12 protein-coding genes are annotated in these 12,951 nt (G+C 66.6%); 5 read left to right on the forward strand and 7 right to left on the reverse strand.

The annotated features are described in order from the left end of the window. Positions 1-14: 14 nt before the first annotated feature. The 3 genes from bcsD to NFX52_RS08025 all read right to left on the reverse strand — a co-directional run bounded on the left by bcsD (position 15) and on the right by NFX52_RS08025 (position 2,892). Positions 15-473 (reverse strand): cellulose biosynthesis protein BcsD, encoded by a 459-nt coding sequence (gene bcsD, locus NFX52_RS08015; RefSeq protein WP_055400297.1) that lies wholly within the window; start codon positions 471-473, stop codon positions 15-17. A 350-nt stretch (positions 474-823) separates the two neighbouring features. Continuing rightward, positions 824-1,954: a tRNA 2-thiouridine(34) synthase MnmA gene (gene mnmA / locus NFX52_RS08020; RefSeq protein WP_055398068.1), complete on the reverse strand. Its 1,131-nt coding sequence runs from the start codon at positions 1,952-1,954 to the stop codon at positions 824-826. Then, positions 1,951-2,892: a LysR family transcriptional regulator gene (locus tag NFX52_RS08025; RefSeq protein WP_055398073.1), complete on the reverse strand. Its 942-nt coding sequence runs from the start codon at positions 2,890-2,892 to the stop codon at positions 1,951-1,953. The genes mnmA and NFX52_RS08025 overlap by 4 nt, the downstream gene beginning before the upstream one ends. 179 nt (positions 2,893-3,071) lie before the next feature. Here NFX52_RS08025 and NFX52_RS08030 point away from each other — a divergent pair, with 179 nt between their 5' ends. The 3 genes from NFX52_RS08030 (at position 3,072) to NFX52_RS08040 (ending at position 6,330) form a co-directional block, all read left to right on the forward strand. Continuing rightward, entirely contained in the window at positions 3,072-4,163 is a 1,092-nt protein-coding gene (locus tag NFX52_RS08030) for a 4-oxalomesaconate tautomerase (RefSeq protein WP_055398067.1), read from the forward strand. Positions 4,164-4,280: 117 nt separating this feature from the next. After that, positions 4,281-5,201: a Bug family tripartite tricarboxylate transporter substrate binding protein gene (locus tag NFX52_RS08035; protein WP_156358713.1), complete on the forward strand. Its 921-nt coding sequence runs from the start codon at positions 4,281-4,283 to the stop codon at positions 5,199-5,201. Between the two features lie 55 nt (positions 5,202-5,256). Further along, on the forward strand, positions 5,257-6,330 hold the full coding sequence (locus tag NFX52_RS08040) for a porin (RefSeq protein WP_156358711.1): 1,074 nt from the start codon (positions 5,257-5,259) through the stop codon (positions 6,328-6,330). A gap of 7 nt (positions 6,331-6,337) precedes the next feature. On the opposite strand, the gene NFX52_RS08045 is transcribed toward NFX52_RS08040, so the two are convergent. From NFX52_RS08045 to NFX52_RS08060, 4 genes are read right to left on the reverse strand one after another with little or no spacing between them, the layout of a single operon-like run. Then, positions 6,338-7,171, reverse strand: coding sequence for an SDR family NAD(P)-dependent oxidoreductase (locus tag NFX52_RS08045; RefSeq protein WP_055398064.1), 834 nt, complete (start codon positions 7,169-7,171; stop codon positions 6,338-6,340). Further along, positions 7,168-7,962 carry a citryl-CoA lyase gene (locus NFX52_RS08050; protein ID WP_055398063.1) on the reverse strand — a complete coding sequence of 265 codons (795 nt, stop codon included), beginning with the start codon at positions 7,960-7,962 and terminating at the stop codon, positions 7,168-7,170. The genes NFX52_RS08045 and NFX52_RS08050 overlap by 4 nt, the downstream gene beginning before the upstream one ends. Before the next feature lie 17 nt (positions 7,963-7,979). Then, positions 7,980-9,506, reverse strand: a complete 1,527-nt coding sequence (locus tag NFX52_RS08055) for a class I adenylate-forming enzyme family protein (RefSeq protein WP_055398062.1) — start codon at positions 9,504-9,506, stop codon at positions 7,980-7,982. Between the two features lie 29 nt (positions 9,507-9,535). Continuing rightward, positions 9,536-10,567, reverse strand: coding sequence for a tripartite tricarboxylate transporter substrate binding protein (locus tag NFX52_RS08060; protein ID WP_156358710.1), 1,032 nt, complete (start codon positions 10,565-10,567; stop codon positions 9,536-9,538). Between the two features lie 103 nt (positions 10,568-10,670). Here NFX52_RS08060 and NFX52_RS08065 point away from each other — a divergent pair, with 103 nt between their 5' ends. Next, a complete protein-coding gene (locus NFX52_RS08065; RefSeq protein ID WP_055398061.1) occupies positions 10,671-11,498 on the forward strand; it encodes an IclR family transcriptional regulator in 828 nt (275 codons plus the stop codon). A 220-nt stretch (positions 11,499-11,718) separates the two neighbouring features. Continuing rightward, a complete protein-coding gene (locus tag NFX52_RS08070; protein ID WP_055398060.1) occupies positions 11,719-12,702 on the forward strand; it encodes a LysR family transcriptional regulator in 984 nt (327 codons plus the stop codon). The last annotated feature ends 249 nt before the right edge of the window (positions 12,703-12,951 follow it).

The raw sequence follows: 12,951 nt of genomic DNA on the forward strand, positions 1-12,951 counted from the left end.
CCGAAACCCGGTGCTCAGCGCGACAGCTGAAGGTGTACACACCCCCAGGCATCTGCAGGTGCGCACTGCACCACCTTGAGTTGCCCGGCACCCGCTTGGTCGAACCAGCTTTGGTAGACCCCTTCGAGGAAACCACCCGACCACTGCACGTGGTCCGGCCCGAATGCAGCAGATACGGGCGAGAGGCTGTGGTGGATGTTCAACTGTGCAACTTCCTGCGTCAAATCGACCCAGCCCCAGTCGATGCTCGTCCAGACCGCCGTCATGCTGCGCTGCAGGTCTTCCACAGTGACACACGCTGGCAAAGGATGGTCTGCCGCAAACCGCGCGCCCACCCGGAACATCAGCGCGCGAAGGTCTTCCGGTGGCAGCGCAGCGACAAACTCCGCTGCAAGAGCCTGGAAAAACCCTCGCCATTGCACCGAACACTGCTGCCGGGCCAGGTGCGCGGCGATGTCGGGGCTCGAAGGCATGGAAACAATTTGAGACATGGTGCAAGCACGAGCAAGCTTCGGGCCCGTTTTTGACGGCCGTCAGCAAGATGAACTAAGGGTTTACCACGTGCATTTTTTGATACATGTGGTTTCAAACAGCGTTTTCGGGAATTCTAGAAGCCACGCCGTGACAAATGACGCTTGTGGCGACGAACCAAAGGTCAACTTAGTTCAACTGGCGGTAACTACGTAGAAGTTTGTGGGTGTCACGCCACAAGAACTAATTATTTACTATTTGGATTAGCCAATCCATAGTCTTAATTAATTAGAAAACCCCATTTGTGGGGGCGCACCACAATCGGCTAGAGGGCTAATGTGCCCCAGATGTTTCAGTCTGTCGCACCAAAAATGACCCCGCCCCCGAGGCAGACCTCCCCGTCGTACAAGACCGCACTCTGTCCCGGCGTCACCGCCCACTGCGCCTGTGGGAAACGCAGCTGAAAACCCGCGCCGTCCGCGCTGACGACGGTGCACGCGGCGTCCTGCTGCCGGTAGCGGGTCTTGGCGGCATAGTTCCCCGGCACAGGGGGGTGGCCGGACGTCCAGCTGGCATCTTGCGCCTCCAGGGCGGAGGACAGCAGCCAGGGGTGGTCGTGCCCCTGCACCACGCGCAGCGTGTTCCTGGCCAGGTCCTTGCGGGCCACAAACCAGGGCGCATGCTCGCCGCCGCCACGTTGTGCGCCCTTCTCCTTGATTCCGCCGATGCCCAGGCCCTGGCGCTGGCCCAAGGTGTAGAACGACAAGCCCACATGCTGGCCCAGCTTGCGGCCCCGGTCGTCCAGGATGGGGCCGGGCTCATGGCTGATGTAACGGTTCAGGAACTCGCGGAACGGCCGCTCGCCAATGAAGCAGATGCCCGTGGAATCCTTCTTCTTGGCATTGGGCAGGCCAATCTCCTCGGCGATCCGGCGCACCTCGGTCTTGTGCAACTCGCCCACCGGGAACAGCGTCTTGGACAGCTGCGCCTGGTTCAGGCGGTGCAGAAAGTAGCTCTGGTCCTTGGAGGGATCCAGCCCCTTGAGCAGCTCGAACAGGCCGGAGGATGGGTTCTGACGCACGCGGGCGTAGTGCCCCGTGGCGATCTTCTCCGCGCCCAGGCGCATGGCATGGTCCAGAAAAGCCTTGAACTTGATCTCGGCGTTGCACAACACGTCTGGGTTGGGCGTGCGGCCCGCTTGGTACTCACGCAAGAACTCGGCAAAGACGCGGTCCTTGTAGTCGGCTGCGAAGTTGACGTGTTCGATCTCGATGCCGATCACATCGGCCACGGCGGCGGCGTCCACGAAGTCGATGTTGGACGAGCAGTATTCGCTGTCGTCGTCATCTTCCCAGTTCTTCATGAAGATGCCGACGACTTCGTGGCCCTGTTGCTTGAGCAGGTGGGCGGTCACGGCAGAGTCCACTCCGCCCGAAAGGCCCACGACAACACGTTGTTTGGGCGGTTTGGTATTGGCAGTCATTGCCCCGATTGTATTTTTTGCGCCGTGGCAGCACTGCGTGGACGCACAGAACGCGTAGCCACCAGCAGGTCATAGAGCTGCTGCGCAGCGGGCGACAGCGATTTGCCCCTGCGTTTGATCAGCCCCATCTGGCGCGTCACCACGGGCTCGATCAGCGGAATGCTCACCAGCGTGGGATGGTCCTTGCCCGGCATGGCCAGGCTGGGCACGGCAGCCACGCCCAGGCCCGCCTCCACCAGGCCGAGCAGCGTGGTCACGTGCTTGGCCTCGTACAGGCACTGGGGGCGGTCGGGCACGTTGGCCAGCGCCAGGTCCATCAACAGACGGTTTCCCGAGGTCTTGCCCACCGACATGAAGTCGTGCTGGCCCAGCTCTGCCCAGGTGACCTTCTTGCGCCGCGCCAGCACATGGTCGCGCCGGCAGGCGGCTACGAAGCGCTCGGCCAGCACGGGCTTGAACTCGATCTCGGCCTCCTGGCTGCCGATGAAATTGAGGCCAAAGTCGGCATCGCCCTGCGCCACGGCCACCAGCACCTCGTTGGCGCTGGCGTCGTGCACCTTGACGCGGATTTTCGGAAACCGCTCGTGGTAGCGCTTGACCACCTGCGGCAAGAAGTAATACACGGCCGACGGCACGCAGGCAATCGTCACCTCGCCCATGCGGCGCGCGGCCACGTCGCCCAGGCCCATCAGCATGCCGTCCAGGTCATCCAGCCACACGCGGGTCTTGCGCGCAAAGTCACGGCCCACGGCCGTGAGCGTGACACGGCGCGTGGTGCGGTCAAGCAGGCGCACGCCCAGCGCTTCTTCGAGCTTGTCGATGCGACGGCTGAAGGCAGGCTGCGACAAGTGGATCGCCTCGGCCGCAGCACGAAAGCTCTGCAGCTCAGCCACCGCGGCAAAGGCCTGGATGTCAGCAAGATCGAATTTGTTGTTCATGGGCATGGGCTTTCAAGACGTTTCGCTGTTGCGCAGCACGCATCAAACGATCAGAACATTGCAATTCACGAACGTGATTTCACCATGTACAAGGGCTCATAGCCTATTGCGCTGCATGCATCAATCATTGTCAACAATGCAATTCACAGAACAGATGAAGCGTCGCACCATGCCGACCCATGAGCTACAACCTTCCTTGCGTTCTGATGCGTGGCGGCACTTCCCGGGGGCCGTTCTTCCTGGCCGACTGGCTGCCGCAAGACCCTGCGGCGCGCGACCGCACCCTGATCGCCGCGCTGGGCTCGCCGCATGAATTGCAGATTGACGGCCTGGGCGGAGGAAACTCGCTGACCAGCAAGGTGGCGATCGTTTCCAGGTCGGCACATGCCGACTGCGATGTGGACTACCTCTTCGCCCAAGTCAGTGTGGAAGAGGCCCGCGTGGACACGCGGCCCAACTGCGGCAACATGCTGGCGGGCGTGGGGCCTTTTGCCATCGAGCAGGGGCTGGTGCCCGCTTCCGGCCATGGAAACACCACCACAGTACGGGTCTACAACGTCAACACCCGTTCACGCATTGATGTGCAGGTGTGTACCGCTGGCGGACGGGTGCACTACGACGGCGATGTGCATATTGACGGCGTGCAGGGCACTGCGGCACCGGTGCTGATGAACTTCCTGGACGCCTGGGGCGCCGTCACGGGCCAGATTTTCCCGACCGGCCAGCGCATCGACACCATCCACGGCCTGCAGGTCACCTGTATCGATGCCGCCCAGGTGATGGTGCTCGTGCGGGCAGCGGACCTCGGCCTGTGCGGCAACGAGAGCCCTGCGGAGCTGGATGCCAATGCCGAGCTGCTGTCCAGGCTGGAAGCATTGCGGTGCGAAGCCGGTCTGCGCATGGGCATGGGCGACGTATCGAACAGCGTGCTGCCCAAGCCCGTGATCGTGTCTGCGGGCGATCAACCGGGCAGCGTCGTCTCGCGCTATTTCACACCCCACCGCTGCCACCGCTCACACGCCGTGACCGGTGCGATTGGCGTGGCTGCTGCCCACGTGCTGCCAGGCACGGTGATCACCGACTCCCTGCAGCACGCCATTGCAGGCACACGCCGTGTGGAAGTGCTGCACCCCGCCGGCCGCATTCATGTGGACGTGGAACTCACCGAAGTGGACGGCCAATTCAAGCTGGTGCAGGCCGCGCTGGTCCGCACCGCGCGAAAGATTCTGGAGGGCACGCTGTTCGTTTCAGAAAACGCATTCACCCACTGATTTCACACCCCAACCCTTTGGATGACAGGAGACAAAAAAATGATTCGCCAACACTTTGCGCCATCGCGCGCACGCCGCACCCTGATCACCGTGGCGGCCCTCGCTGCCGCTGTGCAAATGATCCCCTCCCTGGCACATGCGGCCTATCCCGACAAGCCCATCACGCTCGTGGTGCCGACCGCCGCTGGCGGTGGCAACGACGGCATGGCGCGCGTGGTGGCGCTCAAGCTGTCCACCCTGCTGGGGCAACAGGTCATTGTGGAGAACAAGGCGGGCGCCAACGGTGCCATTGCGGCGGAGTTTGTGGCCCGCGCGGCGCCCGATGGTCACACGATTCTTTTTGGCTACATCGGCACCCACGGCATGAGCCCTGCGCTGCAAAAGCTGCGCTACGACCCCATCACGCAGTTCGAGCCCATTGGCATGGTGAGCTACTCGCCCACGCTCATGGTGGTTCACCCCAAGGTGCCAGCCAAGTCGGTGGGCGAGCTGGTGGCGTTGACCAAAGCCAAGCCCCAGGACTTCAACTACGCCTCGGCCGGCAACGGCACAGCCCCGCACTTCTCCGCCGAAATTTTCAAGCTGGAAAGCGGTGCGCAAATGGCCCACGTGCCCTACCGGGGTGCCGCGCCCGCGATGAATGACACCATGGCCGGGCAGACCCAGGTCATGTTCCCCAGCCTGTTCTCAGCCTACCCCCACGTCAAGAACGGCAAGCTGCGCGCCCTGGCGCTGGCAGGCCCCAAGCGTTCATCGCTGTTGCCCGATGTGCCCACGCTGGAAGAGGCGGGCGTGAAAGGCGTCGAGATCACGCAGTGGTACGCCCTGTTTGCGCCCGGCAAAACGCCCAAGCCCGTCGTCGATCAGCTCAACAAAGCTCTCAACATCGCCCTGGCGGACAAGGACGTGGTACGGCGCATTGAAGAACAAGGCGCCGTGGTGGACCCCAGCACGCCCGAGCAATTGGCCCTGACCGTACGCCAGGAGATCGCCAAGTGGAAGGGCGTCGTGCACAAAGCCCAGCTCACCCCCGATTGAGCCCCCAGAAATACCCTCGCACCCCTTTCAGATTTCAATCAGGCAGGAGACATCTATGAGAAAAAGAATAGGCAACATCGGTGCGCTTTGTGCCGCACTGGCCAGCAGCTGCATCGCGGCACAAACCAGCGGCGTCACGCTGTATGGAACCGTGGACCTGGGGCTGCGCCACGGCAGCGGCCTCACGGCGGCCAATGCGGCAGCCCCAGGTTCGTCGCACAGCCTGGGCAGCGGCATACACACCACCAGCCGCTGGGGGCTTCGCGGCAGCGAAGACCTGGGGGGCGGTGCCAAGGCGCTGTTCCAGTTCGAGAGCGGACTGAACGCCGACACCGGCGCTTCTGCCAATGCCAGCAAGACCTTTGATCGCGCATCCTGGGTCGGTCTGGAGGGCGGATGGGGCACGCTGGCCCTGGGCCGCCAGACCACCACACTGGCGGATGCCATCTCGCCCGTGGACCCGCTGGGCATGCGCTTTGCCAGCTTCAACCCCAGCATCGGCGTGGCCGCGCTCAGCCAGCATGGCCTGGGCATCGAGTTCGGCAGTGCGGGGTCCACGTCAGGCTCTTACCGGCTGGACAACGCGATCAAGTACACAGCGCGATTTGGCGGCCTCACCGCACGGGCGATGTTGGGCACGGGTGAAGTGGCTGGAAAGACATCGGCCCTGTCGTCGCGCGGGGTCGGCATGGCCTATGCGGCCAGCGGCGTCACACTGTCGGGCGCATTCCAGACCTTCAAGGACACGAATCAGCGCACCCTGGACGGAGCCACCCTGGGCGCGGCCTACCAATGGAACACCGTGCGCCTGGCGGCCAACGCGGCACGCAGCGAGGCCGAGACAGCGGTCGGCAAACACACGGTGCAGCGCGTGTTCTCGGCAGGCGCGACCTGGTCCGTCACGCCCCTGTTCGATCTGACGGCTGCCTACTACAAGGTGGACCGCACCCGCACGGGCGCCGCCGACGACGGCTACGGCCGCCTGGTGGCGTTTGCCGAGTACAAGCTCTCGCGCCGCACCAAGGTGTATGCCGAGCTGGACAACACCCGCTGGCGCAACGGCTTCCAGGGCGCGGCGAACAAGGCCACGGCCACCGGCATCTCCGCCGGTGTGGTGCATACGTTCTGAACCTGCCTTACACGAACTTGCCGGTGATGCCCCCGTCCACCACCAGCTCGGTGCCGGTCACGTAGGCGGCGGCATCGCTGGCAAGGAAGGCGCAGGCATGCGCCACATCCCACGCCGTGCCCATGCGGCCCATGGGCACCTGCCGGGCGCGCGCGGCGCGGGCCTCGTCGAGGCTGGTGTCCGAGAACATCTTCGCCACCGTGGTGGCAATGCGCGGCGTGTCGATGAGCCCGGGCACCACCGTGTTGGCGCGCACGCCCTGGCCCGCGTACTGCTGCGCCACCATGCGTGTGAAGTGGGTGACGGCCGCCTTGGTCACGCCATAGGCCAGGTGCGGGTAGCCGAGGTAGCGCATGCCCGCGATGGACGAGATCGCAATGATGGAACCCCGCCCGCGCTCCACCATGGCGGGCAGCACCTGCTGGCAGGCCAGCAACAGGCTGTTCACGTTGACCGAATGGATGCGGTCGAAGTCTTCGGTGCTGGTTTCCAGCGGGCCGCCGGTCTTGCCGATGCCCACGTTGTGGTGCAGCACGTCGATGGCGCCGCCAAAGCGCTCGCGCGCCTCGGCAAACAGGCGCTGCACATCGGCCGCGTCCGCCACGTCACCCACCAGCGTGGCGGCCGTTCCGCCCTCGGCGTGGATGAGCGCCGTGGTTTCTTCGGCCGAGGCTGCGTCGCGATCCGCCACACACACGCTGGCACCCAGGCGCGCGTAGGTCACGCAGGCGGCGCGGCCAATGCTCCAGCCCGGGCCGGCAGAACCGCCCCCGGCCACAAACACCACGCGGCCCGACAGGTCCAGCGGCAGGGCGGGTGGATGGTCTGGCGGTGCGCTCATGCGTCCGCGCCCTGGCCAGCACTGCCGCCGACGAACGGAATCGCATGCTCCACCGTATCCCAGATGAAGCGGCCCGAGGGGCTTTGCTGCTCTTCCACGATGTGCGCCACCAGCCCGGCCGCACGCGAGATCACGGCAAAGCCGCGCATCACAGCTGTGGGCACGCCGATCTCGCCCAGCAGCGCGGCCACCGCGCCGGTGGCGTTGATGGTGATGGGGCGGCCAGCCACCTCATCCACGGCCTTGGACAGCGTCTCCAGCGCACGGATCTTGTCGCCCTGCAGCTCGGGCTCGGCGCGGCCCATTTCGAGCAGCTTGTAGGCCCGCGGGTCCACGGGCTTGTGCAGGTGGTGGCCAAAGCCGGGCACGGGGGATTTGAGGCCCTTGTAGTGGCGCGCAATGGTGAGCGCTTCCGCCTCAGGGTCCTGCGCCGCTGCAATGCGGTCGAGCAGGCCCGAGCAGTTCTCCATGGTGCCCACAAAGGAGCTGCCCACGGCCAGCAGGCCCGCGCTCACGGCGCCCTGCAGGTTCTCGGGCGCGCTCATGTAGATGAGCCGCGTGGCAATGGCGCTGGGCGTGAGGCCATGCTCCATGAGCACGATGAGCACCACGTCGGTGATGCGCAGGTCCACGCCGCGCGGGGTGCGGCCCAGGATCTGCATCAGCATCACCTCAGTGAAGGTCTTCTTCCCCATCAGGTCCTCGACCAGGTCCGCATCGCGGTAATGCAGGCTGGTGAGGGTGTGGGTGCACAGGCGGGTGACGGGGTTCTTGGAAGCAGGGTGGGTCATGAAATGGGTTCCTTCGTTCAGACAGTGGCCGTACCGGCCAGCTTGTCCAGTGCCGCATCGCGCACGGCAGACTTGAGCACCTTGCCCACGGGCGAGCGCGGCAGGCTCTCGTGAAAGTGGATGCGCTTGGGGGTCTGCACCGGGCCCAGGCGTTCGCGCACAAAGGCGATCAGCTCGGCCTCGCTCGCCGCTTCGCCTGCACGCAACTGCACGGCGGCCTGCACGGTCTCGCCCCATTTGTCGTCGGGCAGTCCGAACACGGTGCATTCGTGCACCGCAGGATGCTGGCCCAGCGCGTTCTCCACGTCCACGGGGTAGACGTTGAAGCCGCCGGTGATCACCATGTCCTTGAGCCGGTCCTTGAGGTAGAGAAACCCCCGCTCGTCGATCAGGCCCCGGTCGCCGGTGTGCAGCCAGCCGTTCACCAGGGTCTCGGCCGTCTTCTCGGGCAGGCGCCAGTAGCCGGTCATCAGCAGGTCGCCGCGCGCCACCACCTCGCCCACTTCGCCCGGAGGCAGCGGGCGGCCATCGGGCGCCATGATGGCCACGTCGCTGAACCAGGTGGTGCGGCCCACCGAGGCCAGATTGCGCTCGTCCTCGAAATCCTCGGGGCACAGCACGGTGAGGATCTGCGGCGCCTCGGTCTGGCCGTAGGTGGTGCCCAGCACCGGGCCGAAGAACTCGCGCACCTGGCGGATCTTGTCGGGCGGCATAGGGGCACCGCCGTAGATGAGCCGGCGCAGGCGCGGAAAGTCCGCGCGGGAGGCGCCAGGCAGCGCCATCAGCATGTAGACCAGCGTGGGCGGCATGAAGCACACGGTGCCGCCGCGCTCGCGGAAGGCCGTGCGCACCGCCTCGGCGCCCGCGCCGGCCAGCACCACGTGGCAGCCACCCTGCGCCAGGATAGGCAGGATGTACGTGGAGGTGCCGTGTGTGATGGGTGCGGCCACGATGTAGCGCTCGTGCTCGTCAAAGCCCCAGGCGTGGATCTGGTTGGTGATGTTGGCCATCCACGCGCGGTAGGGCTGCATCACGCCCTTGGGTGCGCCCGTGGTGCCGCCAGTGAACTTGATGGCCTGGGTGGCGTCGTCCGGCAGGTCCAGCTGCGGGCGGGGTGCGCCAGCGTGCGCAGCGGCCAGGCTGGCCAGCGTGGTGGCGTCCTCGGTGGCCGGCGCCCCAGTCAGCACGCGGGCGCCGGGCGCGCCTTCGAGCAGGTCGGCGCACGCGGCGTCCAGCACCAGCAGGGTGAGCTCGGTGGCGTCGATGATGCGGCGGATCTCGGGCCGGGTGCTCTTGGGGTTGAGCGGCACCCACACCTTGCCGCAGGCCAGCACGGCCAGCAGCGCGGCGATGTGGTCGGCGCTGTTGCCCGCGCAGATGCCCACGCGGCTTTGGGGGGTGGGGTCGATGGTGATGAAGCCCGCCGCGAGCGCGGCCACGCGGGCGGCCAGCGCGTCGTAGCGGATGGCGCCCTCGGGCGCGTCGATGGCGATGCGGTCGGGCCAGCGCTGGGCGGCCCGCCAGAAGAAGTCGATGGGGAACATGAAAGAGGTGAGGTTGTGTGGGTGATCTGTCACTCTGCGGATGCGCCCGACTCTTTCACCACTTCGCGCCAGCGCTTGATCTCGGCGGCGGCAAACTGGCGCATCTTGTCGGGGGTGCCACCATCGGGCGTGGCGGCCAGCTCCTGCAGGCGCGTGCGCACCTCGGGCTGGGCCAGCACCTTGTTCAGGGCCGCGTTGACCTGCTCGATCACGGCGCGCGGCGTGCTCGCCGGTGCGGCCAGGCCGAACCACGACTGCACATCAAAGCCCGTGTAGCCCGACTCGGCCAGCGTGGGCACGTCCGGCAGCAGGGACGAGCGCTGGGCGCTGGTGATGGCAATGGCGCGCAGCTTGCCCGCCTGCACATGCGGCAGGGCCGACGGCGTGTTGTCGAACATCGAATCCACCTGGCCGCCCAGCAGGTCGGTGACGGCGGGTGCGCTGCCCCGGTAGGGCACGTGCAGCATCTTGAGCTTGGACTGCATCTTGAACATCTCGCCCGAGAGGTGGATGGACGAGCCGCTGCCCGACGACGCAAACGTGATGCCGTCCTTGGAATCCTTGGCGTAGCGCACGTAGTCGGCCAGGTTCTTGATGGGCAGCTTGGGGTTGACCACCAGGATGTTCGGAATCTTGGCGATCATGCCGATGGGCTCGAAGTCCTTGACCGGGTCGTAGCCCAGCTTGGGGTACAGCGTGGCGTTGATGGTGTTGGCGATGGTGTAGACGTACAGCGTGTAGCCATCGGCCGGCGCGCGCGCCACGGCCTCGGCGCCCACGTTGCTGTTGGCCCCGGCGCGGTTGTCCACCACCACCGGCTGGCCCAGCTGGTCGCCGAGCTTGACGGCCACCAGGCGCGCAATCACGTCCGTGGCGCCGCCCGCTGCATAGCCCACCACCAGCTTGACCGGCTTGGCGGGCCAGCCCGAGGCATTGGGCTGGGCCTGCAATGGCATGGCGGCGCCGCAGGCCAGGGTGGCGACCAGCGCCAGCAGGGCACGGCGTGGCAGGGATGGCGAAGCTTTGCGCTGACCCAGCGCGGCGGGGGTGTGTGGGCTCATGGTGTCTGTCTCCGTTGGTTCTTGGAAAAATGCCGTCTTGACGTCTGCTGGGTGCCCTGCGGCACACTGCGCACTGGTGGCGTTGACGAACAAATTCTTTCCCATGCCCTCCCGACCTGCGAATTCAAACGTCCGGCTGCCGGACGAACGTGTGAGTGCGCACACGGCAGACGAACCGGCCGACGACCACGGCAGCCGCACGCTGCGGCGCGGCCTGCAGGTGCTGGACGCCGTTCTGGCCCATGGCCGCGAAGGCGCGCGCGTGGTGGACCTGTGCCGCGCCGCCGCGCTGGAGCGGGCCCCCGTGTACCGGCTGCTCGCCACGCTGATGGAGAGCGGCTATGTGGCGCAGCGTGGGCGCTTTCGCTATGTGGCGGGCCCGCGCCTGGCCGCCCTTGCCGAGCCCCCGGGCCAGCCCAATCTGGCCGTGCGCCTGGCCCCCGTGCTGGAACGCGTGAGCCGCGCCTGTGGCGACGCCGCCTTTGCCATCGTGCGCGAAGGCCCCACCTCGCACTGCATTGCACGCCATGTGGGAACGCACCCGGTGCAGATTCTGGTGATCCAGGTGGGCACGCGCCAGCCGCTGGGCGTGGGCGCTGCGGGCCTGGCGCTGCTGGCCGCGCTGCCCGATGCCGAAATGCAGGCCTGCATCGCCGCCAACGCGCAGGAGCTGCCGCGCTACGGCGGCATGACGCCCGAGCGCCTGCAGATCCTCGTGCGCGCCACACGCGAGCGCGGCTGGTCAGTGGTGGGCAACCATGCCACGCAGGGCGTGCTGGCGGCTGGCATGGCCGTGCGCAACGCGGCGGGCGACCCCATGGCAGCGATCAGCGTGGCATCGACCGTGGACCGCATGCCCCGCGAACGCCAGCAGCTCATCGCACGCTGGATGCGCGAGGCGCTGGCGGCGCACCTGCCCAATGGCATCTGAGCGGGTCTGCGGCACACTCTGGCAAGCCGCAGACGGACGATGCCAGCCAGCCCACGCCGCGAACGCCACCGAAGCAATTACTATAAAAATGATAGCCCTCAGCGATGCATGGACCAGTGCCAGATGGCAATTTGGCTTCAAACCAATGCTTCCCCTGCAATTCCACCACCCTGTTGACCGCCCTGCATCCGAGTCACGCCATGCACCCTGAGGCCCGCCCATGGAACTGAGACAACTGCGCTATTTCGTGCGTGTGGTGGAGCAAGGCTCCATGAGCCGCGCCGCGCTGGACCTGGACGTGGTGCAGTCCGCGCTGAGCCAGCAAATCACCCGGCTGGAGAGCGAGCTGGCCACGCGCCTGCTGCAGCGCACACCGCGCGGCGTGACCCCCACCGAGGCGGGGCTGGCGTTCTTTCGCGAGGCGCAGCTCACCCTGCGCCATGCCGACCAGGCCGTGCGCGCGGCGCAGCAGGCGCGGCTATCGGGCACCGTCACCGTGGGGCTGGCGCCCACCACCTCGGGCGTGCTGGGCCTGCCGCTGATGCAGGCCATGCGCACACGCTACCCCGACGTGCGGCTGCACATGGTGGAGAGCATGTCGGGCCACCTCACGGCCATGCTGCATGCGCGCGAGCTGGACCTGGCCGTGCTGTTCGACACACGCCTGCACCAGGCACAACAGGCCACGGGCGCGCGCCGCTGGGACATGGCGCCGCTGCTGGAGGAAGACCTGTTCCTCATCTGCGCCCGTGACCGAGGGGAGGGCCCCGGCAACTCCCGCGGCCGGCAGCTGCCGGAAACCATCACCGTCGCCGAGCTGGTGCAAGAACCGCTGATCCTGCCCACCGGCCCACACGGCCTGCGCAGCACCCTGGACACGGCCTTTGCCCGCGACCGCGTGGCGCCACACGTGGTGCTGGAGGTGGACTCGCTCGCCATGGTGATGGCCGCCGTGGACGCGGGCCTGGGCTCCACCGTGCAGCCCTGGGCCGCCATGGGCCGCTACCCCGATGCGGCCGAGCGCTTTCAGTGCGCACGCCTCACCGATGCGCCCGCGCGCCGCGTCAACCTGCTGTGTAGCCTGCCCGACGAAGAGCTCTCGCCCGCCGCCCTGGCCGCGCGGGTGGTGCTGACGGATTGCGTGCGCGAACTGGTCACTACCGGTCAGTGGTTTGGCACGACATGGATAGGCACATCCCCCTGAGCTGCTGCGCCGCTTCCCCCTTCTCTCATCGCTGCGCGATGGGAAGGGGGACACCGCCTTCGGTGCGGTGGAAGAGCCAGGCGTAACACCCGCCGGGCCTCATCGCAGCCATCACGATCCGTGATACCCCCATGACCTGAACCCGCTGCACGGCGGGCCCGTGTCTCCCTACAGTCGCCATCACCCCGATGAACGACACGGCGACCGCGCCAGGAGACACCCCATGGGCCCCACACCCCCTTCTTCATT

The sequence above is a fragment of the Acidovorax facilis genome (assembly GCF_023913775.1).
GTDB classification, from domain to species: Bacteria; Pseudomonadota; Gammaproteobacteria; order Burkholderiales; family Burkholderiaceae_C; genus Acidovorax; species Acidovorax facilis.

Bases quoted from the DNA above. Each gene is read 5' to 3' on its own strand.
- bcsD (WP_055400297.1), bottom strand. From the start codon at position 473: ATGCCTTCGAGCCCCGACATCGCCGCGCACCTGGCCCGGCAGCAGTGT.
- mnmA (WP_055398068.1), bottom strand. From the start codon at position 1,954: ATGACTGCCAATACCAAACCGCCCAAACAACGTGTTGTCGTGGGCCTT.
- NFX52_RS08025 (WP_055398073.1), bottom strand. From the start codon at position 2,892: ATGAACAACAAATTCGATCTTGCTGACATCCAGGCCTTTGCCGCGGTG.
- NFX52_RS08030 (WP_055398067.1), top strand. From the start codon at position 3,072: ATGAGCTACAACCTTCCTTGCGTTCTGATGCGTGGCGGCACTTCCCGG.
- NFX52_RS08035 (WP_156358713.1), top strand. From the start codon at position 4,281: ATGATCCCCTCCCTGGCACATGCGGCCTATCCCGACAAGCCCATCACG.
- NFX52_RS08040 (WP_156358711.1), top strand. From the start codon at position 5,257: ATGAGAAAAAGAATAGGCAACATCGGTGCGCTTTGTGCCGCACTGGCC.
- NFX52_RS08045 (WP_055398064.1), bottom strand. From the start codon at position 7,171: ATGAGCGCACCGCCAGACCATCCACCCGCCCTGCCGCTGGACCTGTCG.
- NFX52_RS08050 (WP_055398063.1), bottom strand. From the start codon at position 7,962: ATGACCCACCCTGCTTCCAAGAACCCCGTCACCCGCCTGTGCACCCAC.
- NFX52_RS08055 (WP_055398062.1), bottom strand. From the start codon at position 9,506: ATGTTCCCCATCGACTTCTTCTGGCGGGCCGCCCAGCGCTGGCCCGAC.
- NFX52_RS08060 (WP_156358710.1), bottom strand. From the start codon at position 10,567: ATGAGCCCACACACCCCCGCCGCGCTGGGTCAGCGCAAAGCTTCGCCA.
- NFX52_RS08065 (WP_055398061.1), top strand. From the start codon at position 10,671: ATGCCCTCCCGACCTGCGAATTCAAACGTCCGGCTGCCGGACGAACGT.
- NFX52_RS08070 (WP_055398060.1), top strand. From the start codon at position 11,719: ATGGAACTGAGACAACTGCGCTATTTCGTGCGTGTGGTGGAGCAAGGC.